Origin of the sequence: Rhizobium sp. 862_C5_N1_2, from assembly GCF_051811205.1 — a bacterium.
Taxonomy (GTDB): domain Bacteria; phylum Pseudomonadota; class Alphaproteobacteria; order Rhizobiales; family Rhizobiaceae; genus Rhizobium; species Rhizobium leguminosarum.
In genome coordinates this window covers 3841455-3857911 of sequence record NZ_JBPWPT010000001.1, presented here as the reverse complement: position 1 = coordinate 3857911, position 16457 = coordinate 3841455, and the positions used below count along the sequence as shown (strand labels likewise).

The following is a 16457-nucleotide window of genomic DNA, read 5'->3' as shown; positions in this document are numbered from 1 at the left end:
TTTTTCCTCGCGGATCAGGTCTCTGCTTGTTTGACCACCGCAAGCTAGGACCTCAAGATTGGTTGAGGTCAACAGGGTTCTTTGTGATATTGCAGGAAATGCAGAGCAACGCGCAGGCACTTCCAGTTTCGCTGTCTCTCAACTCCCGGCCATCAGCCAGAGAAGCTCGATGCGCTGGGCTTCCTCGTCGGCATCATCGGCGAAGACGGCTTCGGCTTTGATCAGCGCTTGCCGCCGGTCTTCCTGCTGGCGGAAGATGATGATGTCGAGCAGATGCGTCAGGTCGTCATTGCGAGTGAAGAGCTGCGGTTCTGCCTCGACCAGTTCGGAGAGTACGGTGAGATCATGGATGTGGCCGAGATCCTCGACGAGTTCGCTGGCCGCATCGCGCTTGGCCTTCATCGCGCCCGGCCAGATGTCGCGCAAAAGGGCATGGTAGAGCCGATAGTCGTAGGTGCGTTTGCGCAGATCGTGGAAATCGTCGGCCGATGCCTCGCCGTGACAGGCTGTAAGCGCGGTCTTGGCCTTCAGCGCGATGCGGCGCCAGCTCTTCGCCAGCATGCGTGCATTTTTGCGGTGGCCGCCATCAAAGGAGACGGCGTCTAAGGCGGCGATCGCCTCCTTCAGAACGTCGGAGGTTTCCGCGAGCCGCTGTTCCAGGCCGCTTTCGGCTTCCGCCATCCAATCACGGCGGCCTTCGAGGATGGTGACGATGCGGCCGAGCGCCTCGCTCTCCTCGTTCCCGCGGGCTGCATGCTGCAGATATTGGGCGGTGCCGATGAGGGCGGTAGCGTCGCGGATCGCCGAAAGCGAGTTTGCGGCATCGCGCAGCCTCGCATTTTCTTGGGCTTGGAAATCCGGAATTTCGCGGGCCACGAGGCGGTAGAGCGAGCGTAGTCGCTTCAGGTTCTTGCGGAAGGAATGGATCGCCTCATGCGCGCCGTCCGGGCGCTTCCTGAGGACAGTGATGGCGTGTTCCAGCTGCTTGGTGGCGACGCTACGGAACGCTTCGGTGAAATCGGCGTCAGGCCGAATGCGATAGGCCATGCCTGTCGTGCCCGTATTCTGTGGCAAGGGCCTGGTTGGAATAGCGGAAGTCCCCGGTTACTTCGCGGCCGAGCCAAGCGGGCAGGGCCGGATCGTCGGTTTCCGCCGTCATCTCCACCTCGGCGATCACCAGTCCGCGATGCTCGCCGGTAAAGACGTCGACTTCCCAGACGAAACCCTCATGCGGAACGCGGTAGCGCGTCTTCTCGATGACGACGCCGATTGCGTTCAGCAGCAACTCTTCGGCATCGGCGATTGGGATATCGTATTCGAATTCGTCACGAGTGATGGTGCTGCGGCCGATCTTGATCGTCAATCTCGCCTTCCTGCCGTCGAGGATGCGCACCCGCACGGAACGGTCGTCCATCGAGGCGATGTAACCCTGCCTGAGGACAGACTTCGTCTCGACGGCGGAACGCCATCCATCGCTGCGTACAAGAAACTTCCGCTCGATTTCTTTCGCCATGCCGGTGAACCTTTTGTGACGATTGCGGCACGGTAGCCCACTTTCCAGGCATTTCATACCCTTCTTGTGATGCGGTCCGGTTTTATCTCGACAAGGTTCCGCGGGGGCGTTATTCGGGATGCAAATTCAATCGTTTCAAGGAAGTCGCACGACCATGGGCGAGAAAACAGAGAAGCTCCTTTCCATCCTGAAACTCCAGCCTGTCGTTCCGGTATTGATCGTCGACGATGCGAAGTCAGCGGTGCCGCTCGCCCGCGCGCTCGTCGCGGGCGGGCTGAAGGCGATCGAGATCACGATGCGCACGCCGGCGGCACTCGAAGCCGTGCGCGCCGTCGCTGCCGAGGTCGAGGGCGCCGAAGTCGGCGCCGGGACGATCCTGAATGTCGCCCATTGGGAAGCCGCCGTCGCCGCCGGTTCGAAGTTCATCGTCAGCCCCGGCACGACGCAAGAGCTGCTCGATGCCGCCGCCGATTCCGACGTGCCGCTGCTTCCGGGGGCCGCGACCGCCAGCGAAGTCATGGCGCTGCGGGAAGAAGGCTACCAGGTATTGAAGTTCTTCCCGGCGGAGCAGGCCGGTGGCGCCGCTTATCTCAAGGCGCTGTCCTCGCCGCTTGCAGGCACGTTGTTCTGCCCGACCGGCGGCATTTCGCTGAAGAACGCCCATGATTATCTCTCGCTGCCGAACGTCATCTGCGTCGGCGGCTCCTGGGTGGCGCCGAAGGAACTGGTTGCAGCTGGCGACTGGGCTGGCATTACCAAGCTCGCAGCAGAGGCGGCAGCGCTGAAGGCCTGAGTTTTGGCAGGGGGCGGGCGAACCTCACGGCTCAATCCCGCTCCCCCTATTTGTATTTCAGCCGTCGCAAACCTATGTTCTCCTCCAGTTTCAAACAGGGAGACGACGAGGAATGTTCGACGCAAAGAAGCTTCTCGACCAGTTCTTGGGTTCACAGATGCCGGGTCTTGGCGGTTCCGTCCGCGACAGGGCCGGCGACGCCGTGCAGACGGCAAAGAACAATCCGCTGGCGACTGGCGCCATTGCCGCCGTACTTCTCGGCACCAAGACCGGCCGCGGTATTGCGGGCAATGCACTGGCGATCGGCGGTCTTGCCGCCATTGCCGGCCTCGGTTACCAGGCCTACAAGAATTACCAGGCGGGGCAGGCGCCGGCAGCCCCCTCGGATGCGCCGTCGGCAAACAACCCGGTTCTCCTGCCGCCGCCTGCCGAGTCCGGTTTCGGGCCGGCGTCGCCTGCCGGCAGCAACGAATTCGTGCTGGTGCTGATCCGGGCGATGATCGCCGCCGCCAAGGCCGACGGCCATATCGACGATGCCGAACGCGCCCTCATCATGGACAAGGTCAAGGCCGCCGACGTCAGCGGCGAGGCTGCGGCCTTCATCGAGCAGGAACTCGCTTCGCCGACGGATATCGATGCGCTCGTTGCTGCCGCGACGACGGAAGAACAGCGTGTCGAGCTTTACACCGCCTCGCGGCTCACCATCGACCCGGATTCGCGCGCCGAGCGCGGTTATCTCGATCTGCTTGCCGGCCGCCTCGGACTTGCTGACCAGCTGGTCGACCATATCGAGGCAACGGTGTCCTCCGCCAAGGTGACCTTGTCACAGTGACATCTAGGCCGGTTGCCTTTGTCGGGCGGCTGGCCTATCCACTCTTCCGAAAAGGGGAGTGGACATGCGCGATCTTGCAAATTTCAAGGGCTGCCCGGCGCCGAAGCCGGTCACGCTGAAGGGCCGTTTCGTCACCGTCGAGCCTTATCGGCGCGCCGAACATCTTGAGGCGCTGTGGGATGGGCTTGGCGGCATGGGCATCAATCCGCTGCTTCTCTATTTCGCGCAGGACGACTTCTCCGGTATCGACGATTTCGCCAGCTGGCTGGAAACCGTCAACACCAAGTCCGGCTGGATCACCCATATCTTCCGCGACCATGCCACCGGCAAGATTGTGGGCATGGCGAATTACATGCGCGCCGACCCGGCAAACGGCGTCGTCGAGATCGGCGGGGTGGCGCATGGGCCTGAGATGAAGCGGTCGCCGCTTTCGACCGAGGCGCATTATCTGATGGCCAAGCATGTCTTCGAGGATCTCGGCTACCGCCGCTACGAATGGAAATGCGACAATAAGAACGAGGCGAGCAAGACGACGGCCGCCCGTTACGGCTTCAGCTTCGAAGGCGTCTTCCGCCAGCACATGATCTCCAAGCATCGCAACCGCGACACCGCGTGGTTCTCGATGATCGACAGTGAATGGCCGCTGATCAACGATGCCTTCGAAACCTGGCTTTCGCCCGGTAATTTCGATGCCGAGGGCAACCAGATCCGCCGCCTGCAGGACATCCGCGCCGATCTTGAAAAGGAAAGGCTGGTATGAGCCCGGAAAGCCGCTCGCAGGCGACCGCCGCTGGCATCATCCTGCTTAGCGCCGCCCTCGTCATCTATTTCCTGCCGACCATCGTGCTGTGGATCGGCAATTTCTCGCCGACGCTGGCGATCGTCGTCGGCATCTGCCTGATCATGGCGTTTTTCGCAGTTTTCTGGCTGCGGGCGCGCTACCAGCGCAGCCGGGGGAAATAGTCTACAGCATTGCGCAATTCCGGACGCAAAACCGCTGCGCACTTTTGCTGGAATTGCTCTAGCCCTGCAGCGAGGCCCCGAGCAACAGGGCGCCCATCAGCATGACGAGTACGGCGCCGAGGATTTCGATGGCGTTGCCGATCCAGATCGAGGCGGTCGAGCCGCGTCCGGAGAGGCGGACGGCCGCACTCTTGGCGGTGACGGCAAGTGTGGCAAGCAGGGAAACGGTGATCGCCGTGCCGAGCGACATGGCGGCGACCGAAAGCACGCCGCCGAGATAGAGCCCGTTGAGCAGCGAGAAGGTCATGACCAGCAATGCGCCGGAGCAGGGGCGCAGTCCGACGGCCACGATCGCCGACCAGGCCTCGCGGGCGCTGAACCTGTCGCCGGCGAGCAGGGACGGATCAGGCACATGGGCATTGCCGCAGGTCTCACAGACCATGCCGGGAACGAAGGTGTGGCCGGCTTCCACAGCCTGCGCCTTGCCGTTGAAGGCATAGGCCTGGCGTTCGGCGGCATTGTCCTTCCAGTCGAGCATCATGCTGACCGGACCGGCCGGCGTCGCCATCAGCCGGCGGCGCGGCATGTTACCCACCAGCGAGCGCAGTTTGCGAAACAGCAGCCAGCCGCCGAAGAGCATGACCATGACGAAGCTTGAGATCTCCATCGCGTGGGTCGCCGCCGTCAACGTAATGCCGGTGCCGCGCAGCACCAGCCAGGCGCCTCCGACCAGCGCCACCGCCATCACGCCCTGGACAAAGGCCGAAATGAAGGAAATCACCACGCCGCGCTTCAGTTCGACCTCGTTGGCGATCATGTAGGAAGAGATGACCGCCTTGCCGTGGCCCGGGCCGGCGGCATGGAAGACGCCATAGGCGAAAGAGAGGCCGATCAGCGATGCCAGCTGCCAGGGGTCTTGGCGCATCGCCTTCAAGGCACCGGTCAGCGCCCGGTAGAAGGCTTGCTGCTCGTAATTGACGTAGAGAAATAGCGGCGCAAACGGCCCGCCTGTCGGCTGGAAGCTCGGCTCCGCCGTGCCGATGCCAAGCGGCGATTGCGCATGAGCGAGGCTTGCAGCCGTCACCAGCGCAAGGGTCGCAGCGGAAAGGATGAGGGGCAGGCGTTTCGTCAGCATGTGACCTCCAGCCGGGTGGCGAAGAGTTTGGACATGTTGGTGCCGGTGGGATCGTTGAAGAAGGCGTCCGTCAGCGACTGTTTGTTTTGCGAGATCACCTCGTCGGCATCCGGCCGCACCACCTGATGTTTGCAGGCCTTGAAACCGTCTCCGACGATCGCAAGCTCGTTGTCTGTCGGAAAATCGATCGAGGTGTAGAGCGTCGGGTCGTAGACGCCGAAGGTGAGCCGGCCCTTCAGCGGCATCTTTTCCACCGGCTTTACCGCGAAGAACATCAGCAGCTGGCCATCCTTGTAGTCGACATGGATGATGTCGGGTTTCTGGACGGTGATGTTCTTCCCGTTGATCGTCAGGTTCATGTAGTAGTCGTAATCGGCTAGCGACTTCTTGACCGTGTTGCCGACGTCGGTCAGCTCGTTCGGCTCCAGCTTCAGGTCGGTGTTCTTGTCGAAATCCATGACCACGGAGGACGAAAAGACCTCGTCGAAGCGCCAGACATTGCGCAGTTCCTCGACACTGCCGTCCTTGCCGGCCACGACTTCGAGACGCGCCTCCACGAAGATGTGCGGATGAGCAAAGGCGGCGGTCGGCGCCAGCGAAAGAAGCGCGGCGATCAGTATCTTCGAATGTCTCATCTATCTCGCTGCTCTGTTCGCTGCCCCTGACTTCTTGCCAGAAATTGGGACGGAATTGGGACCGGCTCAGCATCGGTTTCGCGGGGTCGGATGTTAATGCGGGGCGGAATGTCGCATCGCTTCGCAAGGGCACTGCGCTAAAGCATGTCGCGATCTTTCAGATTCGCTTGCCACGCTTTGCATCTTTGGTTCTTCGCATGCCTTTAGCGCAAAACCGCTGCACACTTTTGCGCGACATGCTCTACGGATGCTTCTTGAACCAGTTGTGCAGGTAGTCGACGAAGATCCTTACCTTGGCCGGCAGGTAGCGCCGGTGTGGATAGACGGCATAAATGCCGCGGTCGGTCGGGATGTAATCGTTGAACAGCGTGACCAGTTCGCCGCTCTCGATCGGCTTGCGGGCTATGAAATCCGGGATGAAGGCTATGCCGATGCCGGCGAGTGCTGCGCGTAATGTTGCATGCGGACTGTTGACCTCTATCGGTCCGGATACGGCGACGGCGAACGAGGTGTTGTCGGGATTGTGGAAGCGGATGCTCGCCTGGGTGCGCGCGTTGGTGTCGACGATGAAGGGGACGTTGGAAAGGTCCGTCGGATGCTCGAGGTTGGGATGACGCTCGAGAAACTCGGGGGTGGCGCAGATATGGATGCGGAAATCCGAGATCTTACGGGCGATCATGCCGGAATCTTCGAGCTTGGTGATCCGGATCGCCACGTCGAAGCCTTCCTCGATCAGATCGACGAACCGGTCATCGGCGGCGATCTCCAGCGAAAGGTCCGGATTCTCCTTGGCGAAATCGATCAGCGACTGGCCGACATCGGCATCAACGAAGGTGCGCGGCACGGAAATGCGTAGCCGTCCTTTGAGCTGTGCATTGTTCTCACGCACGAGATCGGCGAGGTTGTCGATCTCCTTTAAGATATCGGAGGCGGTGCGGTAATAGGTATGGCCGGCTTCGGTCATGGAGAATTGCCGGGTGGTGCGGTTGAGCAGCAGGGCGCCGAGCTCATCCTCCAGTTCGCGCACATATTTGGAGAGCAGCGCCTTTGAGCGGCCGGTGCGTCTTGCCGCGGCGGAGAAGCCTTCGGCCTCGACGACATCGATGAAGGCACGTATGCGGGTCAAGGTATCCATGGCACCCCTCAGGCTGTTTCGGAATGTTGAACAAATTGGCTCGTCTTGTTCAATTATTTTTTTAGCCCGAGATCAAAAAATCGCTTGATTATGAAGGCGAATATTCTTATTTCCCACTCAGCCCAAAGTCGCACGTGCCCATGGGTGTCCGCCGAACCCTCGAATTGGTGAGGAAATCGGTAAGGTACCTGGAATTAACCCCTCCAGTCGCTATTCCGGCCAACCGGAAAATGCGAGGACGCCTGAAGCAACGACGGTGCGGGCCTTTTTGTTCTCTCCCTGCTTTCCATCAGCGGGGGTTACTGAAGAGGCACACCATCATTGCCGGAAGTGCGGTTGGGACTCTCCCTCCAATCCATGGCAGACAAAGCCGAACTTACACCGCACCGCGGCGTTGGTTCACCATCCGCGCATCGAGCGCTTGCTATGGTTCCGGGGTCTCCACCGGCTGGTTCCAATGCGAGCTATCGTATGCCCTTTGTCCTCCGGTTCATGCCGGAGCTCTGGAATTGGAAGAGGGAATCGATATGACCACTCAGCGCATCCGCGACTTTCTCGCAACCCGACGTCCCGATGGTCCCTGCCTCGTGGTTGACCTCGACGTCGTTCGCGACAATTTCCACGCCTTCCGTCACGCTATGCCGGACAGCGCCATCTATTACGCCGTCAAGGCCAACCCGGCTCCGGAAGTGCTGAAGCTGCTCGCAGGCCTCGGCTCCAATTTCGATTGCGCATCCGTTGCCGAAATCGAAATGGCGCTTGAAGCCGGTGCGACCGCCGCCCGTATCTCCTACGGCAACACGATCAAGAAGGAACGTGACGTTGCCCGCGCGCATGCGCTCGGCGTCAGCCTCTTTGCGGTCGACAGCCACGAGGAAGTCGAGAAGATCTCGCGCGCCGCTCCCGGCGCCCGTGTCTTCTGCCGCGTGCTCACGGATGGTGAAGGCGCTGAATGGCCGCTGTCGCGCAAGTTCGGCTGCGTCCCGCAGATGGCTGTCGACGTTCTCGTCTACGCCCATCAGCTTGGCCTGCAGTCCTATGGCGTCTCGTTCCATGTCGGTTCGCAGATGACCAAGGTCGATGCCTGGGATTCGGCACTCGCCGATGCCAAGCGCGTCTTTGTATCGCTTGCCAAGCAGGGCATCCACCTGCAGATGGTCAACATGGGCGGCGGCTTCCCGACCAAGTACCTGCGTGACGTTCCGTCCGCAGAAGCTTACGGCAAGTCGATCTACCAGGCGCTGCGCACGCATTTCGGCAACCAGATCCCGCAGACGATCATCGAGCCGGGCCGCGGCATGGTCGGCAATGCCGGTGTGATCAAGGCGGAAGTCGTGCTGATTTCGAAGAAGTCGGACAATGACGATGCCCGTTGGGTATTCCTCGACATCGGCAAATTCGGCGGTCTCGCCGAGACGATGGACGAAGCCATCCGCTATCCGATCCGCACGGATCACGACGGCGACGAGATGGAGCCCTGCGTCATCGCCGGCCCGACCTGCGATTCGGCCGACGTGCTCTACGAGAAGAACCTCTATCCGCTGCCGATCTCCCTTTCGATCGGCGACGAGGTCCTGATCGAAGGCACCGGCGCCTATACGACGACCTATTCGGCGGTCGCTTTCAACGGTTTCGACCCGCTGAAGGCCTACATCATCTAAGGTCGTTTCCGCCGGCCCCGTAACCAATCGGGGCGGCAACTTCACAATTTTCTTTCATCGCCGCTGATAACGGTATTGGGTACGGGAGGCCAAGATGGCCGCTGTTCTTGATTCTGTCCGCGCATTCTTTGCGCCTACCACTTTCGCCATCGACGCCGAAAATCCCTCGGATGTCGTTGCTCGCGAAAACCTGCTCGACCGCGTCATGGGCCCGGATCGCCGCAAAAAGTCGTCGGAGAAGATCCGCCGCAACCGCGTTCCGGCCGAGGGCCTTGCGCTGGTGGCGCGCGATCGCGACGGCCATGTCATTGGCTCGGTGCGCCTCTGGAACATCGAGGCCGGCGTCAATGACGAAGGCACGCCGATCAATGCGCTGCTGCTTGGACCGCTCGCCGTTGCGCCCCATCACGGCGGCAAGGGCATCGGCTCGGCGCTGATGCGCGCAGCGATCCTCGAAGCGAAGAAGCGCGGGCATGGCGCCGTCCTGCTCGTCGGCGATGCTGCCTATTACGAGCGTTTCGGCTTCTTTGCCGAGAGGGCTCGCCATCTTGTCATGCCGGGTCCGTTCGAACGTTCGCGCTTTCTTGCGCTCGAACTCACGGAAGGCTGGCTTGACGGCGCGGCCGGCATGATCGTCCCTTCGGGACGCATGCTAGCCAGCGCGCCGGTTCGCCGCGCCGCTTGAGCTGTGCCGATCGGCCGGTCGGGGTTGGGAATCTTTCCCTCCTGACCGGCAATGTCCGCGCCGCTTGACCATGGAGGCAGGCGGGCCTGTCGTGGGTGCGGCGCGGATTGTCTTTTGACGGGTGCGCGGCTGTGGTCAGCTGGGTAAGCGTCGCAGGCGAAAACACAATCGCGTGAAAAGTGGCGCCGGCACGCGAACAAATCGCTGCGATATCCTATCTTGCGCCGCATGATCCGCCTTCTCTCCCTTCTGCTTCTCTTCTGCCTGCCGCTTGCCGCAACGGGGCCGGCGGCTGCCCAGAGCACGGCTTCCGGCGTCAGCGGGCTTGGCCCGCGTCTCGACCACGCGGCGAGCGAGCCCGCGATGAGGCCTCTCAAGACGGTGATCGTCGCTCGCGACGGACGCGTGCTCGGCGAACGCGGGTTCCATGGTCATTCGCCCTCGGAATCGACCAATATCAAATCCGCTTCGAAATCGATCATCTCGGCGTTGGTCGGTATCGCCATCGATAAAGGCCTGCTGAAGGGGCCGGATCAGAAGATCGCGCCGATCCTGAAGGCCGATCTCCCGGTAACGCCAGACCCGCGCATCAACGACATCACCATCGGCAATCTTCTCTCCATGCAGGCTGGGCTCGATCGCATGTCGGGGCAGAACTACGGCCGCTGGGTCTCTTCGCGCAACTGGGTGCGCTTTGCGCTCTCGCAGCCTTTCATCGATCAACCCGGTGGCGAGATGCTCTATTCCACCGCATCCACCCATCTGCTGTCGGCCATTCTCACCAAGGTCGGGGGGCGGTCGACGCTGGCGCTGGCGCGAGAATGGCTGGGTCCTGTCGAAGGCTTCCGCATTGGCGCATGGGAACGCGATCCGCAGGGCATCTATCTCGGCGGCAACCAGATGGCGATGAGCGCCCGGTCGCTGCTTGCCTTCGGCGAACTCTACCGCAACGGCGGCAAGACCGCCGACGGCCGCCAGATCGTCCCTGCCGACTGGATCTCCCAGTCGTGGCAGCAGCGCACAAACTCGCGCTTCTCGGGCGATGAATATGGCTATGGCTGGTTCACGCGGCAGATCGGCGGCGAACAGGTGCATTTCGCCTGGGGTTATGGCGGGCAGATGCTCTATATCGTGCCATCGCTCGATCTCACCGTCGTCATGACCTCGGAAGAGAGCGGTCCATCTGCCCGAAACGGCTACAGGGACTTGCTGCACGATCTGTTGGCGGACATTATCGGCGCGGTGCGGGCCGCCTGACGACAGTGCCGCGCGTCTCTGCGGACGCGCAAAGGACGCTGTAACGCTTGAATTGCTGCATTATGCCGCAGGAAAACCTCGCGATCGTTAAATTCTTAGCGAAGCGCCCAATCAAACCGCAAAACGCTTCCTGTAAATTCCGCAAGAATTTCGGGAAAGCGCCATGCTGCTGGATCTCAGGACAATCTATTTCATTGTTGCCGTGAGTTGTTTCGTGCTGGGCATCCTCCAGCTTGCTGCCTATGCGACCGGCCGCTTCGAGAAGCGGCCGCTTTGGTGGGGTTTGAGCAACCTTCTTGTCGGCGTCGGGTCCTTCCTCGTCGCGTTGCGCAATCTCGTTCCCTACTCCGTCTCGATCGACGGCGGCAATATCGTCACCATCGCCGGCTACATGCTGATGTTCTTTGCCGTGCGGGTGTTTTCGGGGCGGGCGCTCGACCAACGCACTTTCTGGCTTGCCATCTTGCTCGTCAGCGTTCCTGTCGTCCTCATCGTCAGCGATCCATCGGCAGTCTCGGCGAGGCTCCTCTACGTCTCCGTCATCTGCTGCCTCTGCGATCTTGCCGTCGCAAGGGAGGCAATCAGCATTGTCCGGCGCGAGAAGCTGTATTCGGCAGCCCTGCTTGTCGGCCTCTATATTTGCACTGCGGCGATCTTTGCGGTTCGCAGCATTCTCGCGGCGACCGGTGAGATCGGTGGGCCGGATCCTTTCGGCGGTAGTGCAATTCACAGCTGGATGGCGGTATCGGCGGTCGCGTTCATCATGCTTCGCAGCATGGCGATGGTGCTGATGGCTGCCGAGCGCAGCCGAAATCAGCTGACGGAACTCGCTCACCACGATCCGCTGACCGGCGCCCTCAATCGCGGTGGCCTTGCCCAGCATCTGCCGGCTCTCGGTTCCCAGCCGGTCTCGCTGCTGATCATCGATATCGACCATTTCAAGCAACTGAACGACAGGCACGGCCATGCCGCCGGCGACGATATCCTGCGGCTTTTCGCCAGCGTTTCGAGAAGCATCATGCGCTCCGACGACCTGCTTGCCCGTCAAGGTGGGGATGAGTTCCTGGCGGTGCTGAAAAATGTTTCCCGGGAGGATGCAGTGGCGATTGCCGAGCGCATTCGTCTCGCCTTCGCCGCCGCCGTCCTGCAGCGGCCGGATCTGGTAGTCTTTCCGACGCTGAGCATCGGCGTTGCCGCGCGTGCGGAAAGCGGCGGAGATTTTGAACGGCTGGTGCAGAAGGCGGACGAGGCGCTCTATCGTTCGAAGCGCGAGGGCCGCAACCGGGTCGAAGCCTTCGGGGAGAATCAGCAGGCAGCGTAGGAACGGGGCGCGCGCCTATCTCAGCGCGTGCCTAGATATTCTGGTCCATCGTTTCGGCCGGGATCTCGTCCGCGCGGTGGACGCGCACGAGCGTTGCCGGCACGCCGGCGACGGTGCAATGCGTGGGAACCGATTTGAGCACGACGCTGCCGGCGGCGACTTTGCTGAAGGCGCCGATTTCGATATTGCCGAGGATCTTGGCGCCCGCGCCGATCATCACGCCGTGGCGGATCTTTGGGTGGCGGTCGCCGGTCTCCTTGCCGGTGCCGCCGAGCGTGACGTTCTGCAGGATGGACACTTCATCCTCGATGACAGCCGTTTCGCCGATGACGATGCCCGAACCGTGGTCGAGCATGATGGACGCGCCGATCCGTGCCGCCGGATGGATATCCGGGCCGAAGACCAGCGAAACGAGATTGGCGAGCCAACTGGCGATCTCCGGACGGCCTGAGACCCAGAGCGCATGGGCGATACGATGCGTCTGCAGCGCATGAAAGCCCTTGAGATTGAGAAGCGCGTGCAGAAATGTCGTGCAGGCCGGATCGCGCTCGCGCACGGCGATGAGATCGGCCTCGACCTTCCGCATGATATCGCCATCAAGTGTGGACAGGATGAGATCGAACAGATCACCGGTTTCCACCTGCGCCACGGAGAGCCGCGCGGCCAGCACGCGGGCGATGATCTCATCGTTGCCAGCGGTGTCCGTTACCTGAGCGGCAAGCAGCTGCTGCAATATCGGCTCGCGTGCGGCAAGCTCAACGGCCTCGGCGCGGATCACGGTCCAGACGGATGCGTCGCCCAAAGTCTGCGGTTGTTCGGTCAAACCGAGGCCGGTCGATTTCGACATTCCCGTTTCCTCCGTCAGCCACGGCAGCGCAAAGCGTTTCCCGCGCGTGGTTTATGTTTCGCCCGGGCCAGGCATTTGGCAAGCCCCGATTATAGTCTAGCCGTCCGACGGCTGCAGGTCAGGTGTCCGCTCCGGAAGCCGGCGCCAGTGATAGAGCACATCCGGCTCCCGTTCTTCGTTGTCGGCGCCATCGGTCTCCTCTTCGGCGGTAAAGCCGTGCTGTTGGTAGAACGCACGAGCGCCCGCATTGCGCTGGAACGTCCAGAGCCTGATCTCGTCCATCTCTTCCTTGGCGCAGCCAAGAAGCAAGGAGCCAATGCCCATGCCCTGAAAGTCGGGAAGAACGTAAAGCTGCTCTATCCAGTTGTCGCCATAGGCGATGACGCCGACGAGCCGGTTGCCCATGGCAGCGCCGAGGATCGAGCAATTCGGCAGCAGATGCATGCGCCAGTACTGCTCCTCTTCCTCGGGTGTATGCAGATCCGGCAGCCAGGGCAGCCGCTGCCATAGGGCGACACGTCTGATTTCAGCTGCGGCTTGCATGTGGTCGGCCGTCAGCGCCACGATTTCGGGTTCCGTCAGGGCGTCGTCCATTACCGGCAGCGGGGCTCAGGCCGAAATATCGATGACGCCGCAGTCGCCGGCTTCGGAGCCGAAGGCGAGCAGCTTGCCGTTTTTGCTCCAGCTCATCGCCGTGATCGCGCCCTTGCCAGGTCGGCGCAGCAGCGCTTCCTTGCTGTCGGCGATGCGCACGGCCAAGATCATGCCGTCGATGAAGCCGATGGCGAGGATATCCTCAAGCGGATGGAACTTCACCGCGGTCGCCATGATATTGGCGCGAGTGCCGAGCTCCAGCGGCGCCTTGCCCATCGGCCCATCCTTGCCCTGGAAGGGCCAGACGATTGCCGCAGGCGCGCCTGAAGACGCGAGCCACTTGCCCTTGACCGACCATGAGAGCGATTTCACCTTGGAGGGGTAGCCGGTCATGCGCATGTGGCGGGCTTCGGTGCCGGGCTTGATGTCGAGCTTCCAGCCGTGCAGTGCGTTTTCCTGCATCGAGGTGACGAGAAAATTACCATCAGGCGAGAAGGTGACGCCGGTATGCGCACCCTTCCATTCAAGATCGACCGGCTTGGCGTTCATGCCGATCCAGTGCAGCGACACGCCGTTGTAGCGCGCCGCCGCGATGCGCAGACCTTTCGGCGCAAAGGCAAGGCCTTCAACCGTGCGCTCCTCGGGGAATTCCTTGGTCGTGCCGTCGGCAAGGCGGACAAGCGAACTCTTGCCGTAGGAATAGGCAACGGCACCCTGCGGGCCGGCTGCGACCTGCGAAATCCACTTGCGAGGCGCGGTCGCGATTTCGCTGACGCTGCCGTCGGCGGCAATGCGCAGCACCTTACCGTCCTCGCCACCCGAGATCAGGCTCTCGCTGTAGGGATCACGAATGGCGGTGAGCATGCCCTGATGGGCTTCGGAAACCCTGTCGCCGCCATCCAGCCGGTGGAATGTACCGTTTGCGCTTGCGAAGAAGGGAACATCACCTAAAAATTCGACGGCCAGAACGTGGCCGTCGAGATCAAGCGGTGCAACTGTCGGCATCAGGCGGCTGCCCCGCAGGCCTTGAAGGAGGCTTCGAGCTTCTCGCGGTCGAGTTCGCGGCCGATGAAGACGAGACGGCTCTCGTGCTTTTCGCCTTCCTTCCACGGACGCTGGTGATCACCCTCGATGATCATGTGCACGCCCTGAACGACGTAACGCTCGGGATCGTCCTTGAAGGCGATGATGCCCTTGAGACGCAGAATATTCGGCCCCTGCGTCTGGGTGATCTTCTGGATCCAGGGGAAGAAGCGCTCCGGGTTCATCTCGCCGCCGCGCAGCGACACCGACTGCACCGTCACATCGTGAATCGCTGACATCGCGCCATGTTGATGGGCGCCATGGTGATGATGGTCGTGACCGTGGTCATCATGCTGATGACCGTGATGATCATGGTCATGATGGTGGTGGTCATGATCGCAATCGGGGCCGCAGACATGGTCGTCATGGCCCTGCTCGAGGAAATGCGGATCGTTTTCGAGCGCGCGTTCCAGGTTGAAGGCGCCCTGATCGAGCACGCGGGCGAGATCGACGCCGGAGCGGCTGGTCTTGTAGACGCGGGCAGCCGGGTTGATGGCGCGGACGATATCCTCGATCACATCAAGTTCTTCCGGGGTCACCAGGTCACTCTTGTTGATGATGACGACGTCGGCGAAGGCGATCTGGTCTTCGGCCTCGCGGCTGTCCTTCAGGCGCAGCGGCAGGTGCTTGGCATCGACGAGGGCGACGACGGCATCGAGCTCGGTCTTGGCGCGTACATCGTCATCCATGAAGAAGGTCTGGGCGACCGGCACCGGATCGGCAAGGCCCGTCGTTTCGACGATGATGCCATCGAAGCGGCCAGGACGGCGCATCAGGCCTTCGACGACGCGGATCAGGTCGCCGCGCACCGTGCAGCAGACGCAGCCATTGTTCATCTCATAGATTTCCTCGTCCGACTCGACGATCAGGTCGTTGTCGATGCCGATCTCGCCGAATTCGTTGACAATGACCGCATATTTCTTGCCGTGATTTTCGGAGAGAATGCGGTTGAGCAACGTCGTCTTGCCGGCGCCGAGATAACCGGTGAGCACGGTAACGGGAATAGGCTTCAGGGTGGAGATCGCGTCGGTCATGAGAACCTCTAGGATTAGGCGGGCGGCCGAGCGGCTTGGGATCGGCTGCTTGAACGGTTGGTCTCATATAATGGCTTGAGCGTGGCAGTTCAAAGGGTTTTATAATGTTATAAGATCACATCGTTTGCGCGGCGCAGACGAGCCATATTTACCGGAGCTCAGTGATGTCGAATGCATCGACATCACTGAGCAGTTCCACCAATCCTTTGACCGCATGCGCGATCAGCGCCTCACCCTTTTGCGCCGTCGCAGCCGCGGCGTTGCCTGCCACGCCTTCCGTGTTGAGATCCGACATCTTCCAGCCGAAGGCGTGCGGCCCGTAGGCGCGCAGATGCTTGAAGCGCCCGGCGAATTCCGTCTGTCGCGAGGGAAAGTCCGCCGCCTTCGCCATATCAACCTTGTCGGGATGAATCGCCAGCATCACCGAGGTCTCGATATCGCCGCCATGAATGCCGATCGCCTTTTCCTCCGACGTGATCACGCCATCCGGCACGCCGAAGCGGGTCCAGCTCGTTGCCACCGCCAGCATGGCAAAGCGGACCCGCGCCTCGGTGGCGACGACTGATATGACGGGCGAATTGCCGCCATGGGCATTCAGCATCACGAATTTACGGATGCCCTGCTTCGCCAGGCCTTCGGCGATGCCGAGCCAGCGGTTTACCGCTTCGTCGAAGGCAAGCGTCTTCGTTCCTTCAACGTCCATATGCTCTATGGAATAGCCGATGGCTTCGGCGGGCAGGAAGGTGACCGGCAGGCCGGCGGGCAGGGCTATCTTCAATCGCCCGGCAATGCCTTCGGCAATCAGCGTGTCGGTTTCGAAGGGCAGGTGAGGGCCGTGCTGTTCATGGGCGCCGAGCGGCAGCACGGCGATCAGGTTGCGCCCATCAGGGGCAAAGGCCGGGTTGCCGTCCTCGAAGCGCGGCGAAGGTGTCATCATCCGGTCGTTACCTCTTGTTTATGACGAGATCC

18 protein-coding genes are annotated in these 16457 nt (G+C 61.6%); 8 read left to right on the top strand and 10 right to left on the bottom strand.

The features are described 5' to 3' along the window. Positions 1-138 precede the first annotated feature (138 nt). The gene (locus tag ACD590_RS19185; protein WP_130653067.1) at positions 139-1047 is read right to left on the bottom strand and encodes a CHAD domain-containing protein; all 909 of its coding nucleotides are present in this window, start codon (positions 1045-1047) and stop codon (positions 139-141) included. Then, positions 1025-1513 carry a CYTH domain-containing protein gene (locus ACD590_RS19180; RefSeq protein ID WP_018243610.1) on the bottom strand — a complete coding sequence of 163 codons (489 nt, stop codon included), beginning with the start codon at positions 1511-1513 and terminating at the stop codon, positions 1025-1027. Before ACD590_RS19180 ends, ACD590_RS19185 begins: the two co-directional genes overlap by 23 nt. A gap of 154 nt (positions 1514-1667) precedes the next feature. Here ACD590_RS19180 and ACD590_RS19175 point away from each other — a divergent pair, with 154 nt between their 5' ends. From ACD590_RS19175 to ACD590_RS19160, 4 genes are all read left to right on the top strand, one after another. Beyond that, positions 1668-2306 (top strand): 2-dehydro-3-deoxy-phosphogluconate aldolase, encoded by a 639-nt coding sequence (locus tag ACD590_RS19175; RefSeq protein WP_018243609.1) that lies wholly within the window; start codon positions 1668-1670, stop codon positions 2304-2306. 112 nt (positions 2307-2418) lie between these two features. Beyond that, on the top strand, positions 2419-3138 hold the full coding sequence (locus ACD590_RS19170; protein WP_112905199.1) for a tellurite resistance TerB family protein: 720 nt from the start codon (positions 2419-2421) through the stop codon (positions 3136-3138). 64 nt (positions 3139-3202) lie between these two features. Next, positions 3203-3898, top strand: coding sequence for a GNAT family N-acetyltransferase (locus ACD590_RS19165; protein WP_283185621.1), 696 nt, complete (start codon positions 3203-3205; stop codon positions 3896-3898). Next, positions 3895-4101 (top strand): hypothetical protein, encoded by a 207-nt coding sequence (locus ACD590_RS19160; RefSeq protein WP_018243606.1) that lies wholly within the window; start codon positions 3895-3897, stop codon positions 4099-4101. The genes ACD590_RS19165 and ACD590_RS19160 overlap by 4 nt, the downstream gene beginning before the upstream one ends. Positions 4102-4159: 58 nt before the next feature. Here ACD590_RS19160 and ACD590_RS19155 read toward each other — a convergent pair whose 3' ends face one another. The 3 genes from ACD590_RS19155 to ACD590_RS19145 form a co-directional block, all read right to left on the bottom strand. After that, complete coding sequence (locus ACD590_RS19155; protein ID WP_439003172.1) at positions 4160-5236, bottom strand: nickel/cobalt transporter; 1077 nt, start codon at positions 5234-5236, stop codon at positions 4160-4162. Next, complete coding sequence (locus tag ACD590_RS19150; RefSeq protein ID WP_018446031.1) at positions 5230-5871, bottom strand: DUF1007 family protein; 642 nt, start codon at positions 5869-5871, stop codon at positions 5230-5232. The genes ACD590_RS19155 and ACD590_RS19150 overlap by 7 nt, the downstream gene beginning before the upstream one ends. Before the next feature lie 241 nt (positions 5872-6112). Beyond that, positions 6113-7006 carry a LysR family transcriptional regulator gene (locus ACD590_RS19145; RefSeq protein ID WP_171377090.1) on the bottom strand — a complete coding sequence of 298 codons (894 nt, stop codon included), beginning with the start codon at positions 7004-7006 and terminating at the stop codon, positions 6113-6115. Positions 7007-7533: 527 nt separating this feature from the next. On the opposite strand from ACD590_RS19145, the gene odc2 reads away from it, so the two are divergent. The 4 genes from odc2 to ACD590_RS19125 all read left to right on the top strand — a co-directional run bounded on the left by odc2 (position 7534) and on the right by ACD590_RS19125 (position 11930). Next, on the top strand, positions 7534-8667 hold the full coding sequence (gene odc2, locus ACD590_RS19140) for an ornithine/lysine decarboxylase (protein ID WP_018517632.1): 1134 nt from the start codon (positions 7534-7536) through the stop codon (positions 8665-8667). A gap of 94 nt (positions 8668-8761) precedes the next feature. Then, complete coding sequence (locus ACD590_RS19135; protein WP_018243601.1) at positions 8762-9352, top strand: GNAT family N-acetyltransferase; 591 nt, start codon at positions 8762-8764, stop codon at positions 9350-9352. 228 nt (positions 9353-9580) lie between these two features. Then, entirely contained in the window at positions 9581-10609 is a 1029-nt protein-coding gene (locus tag ACD590_RS19130) for a serine hydrolase domain-containing protein (RefSeq protein ID WP_427148641.1), read from the top strand. A 163-nt stretch (positions 10610-10772) separates the two neighbouring features. Next, positions 10773-11930, top strand: a complete 1158-nt coding sequence (locus ACD590_RS19125) for a GGDEF domain-containing protein (protein WP_439003170.1) — start codon at positions 10773-10775, stop codon at positions 11928-11930. Between the two features lie 31 nt (positions 11931-11961). Here ACD590_RS19125 and cysE read toward each other — a convergent pair whose 3' ends face one another. The 5 genes from cysE to ACD590_RS19100 all read right to left on the bottom strand — a co-directional run bounded on the left by cysE (position 11962) and on the right by ACD590_RS19100 (position 16425). After that, the gene (cysE, locus tag ACD590_RS19120) at positions 11962-12777 is read right to left on the bottom strand and encodes a serine O-acetyltransferase (RefSeq protein WP_018243598.1); all 816 of its coding nucleotides are present in this window, start codon (positions 12775-12777) and stop codon (positions 11962-11964) included. A 96-nt stretch (positions 12778-12873) separates the two neighbouring features. Beyond that, positions 12874-13371 (bottom strand): GNAT family N-acetyltransferase, encoded by a 498-nt coding sequence (locus tag ACD590_RS19115; RefSeq protein ID WP_018243597.1) that lies wholly within the window; start codon positions 13369-13371, stop codon positions 12874-12876. Positions 13372-13386: 15 nt separating this feature from the next. Further along, complete coding sequence (locus ACD590_RS19110; RefSeq protein WP_018243596.1) at positions 13387-14376, bottom strand: WD40 repeat domain-containing protein; 990 nt, start codon at positions 14374-14376, stop codon at positions 13387-13389. Then, positions 14376-15488 carry a CobW family GTP-binding protein gene (locus ACD590_RS19105; protein ID WP_018243595.1) on the bottom strand — a complete coding sequence of 371 codons (1113 nt, stop codon included), beginning with the start codon at positions 15486-15488 and terminating at the stop codon, positions 14376-14378. Before ACD590_RS19105 ends, ACD590_RS19110 begins: the two co-directional genes overlap by 1 nt. A gap of 148 nt (positions 15489-15636) precedes the next feature. Then, positions 15637-16425: a creatininase family protein gene (locus ACD590_RS19100; protein WP_028733957.1), complete on the bottom strand. Its 789-nt coding sequence runs from the start codon at positions 16423-16425 to the stop codon at positions 15637-15639. Positions 16426-16457 lie beyond the last annotated feature (32 nt).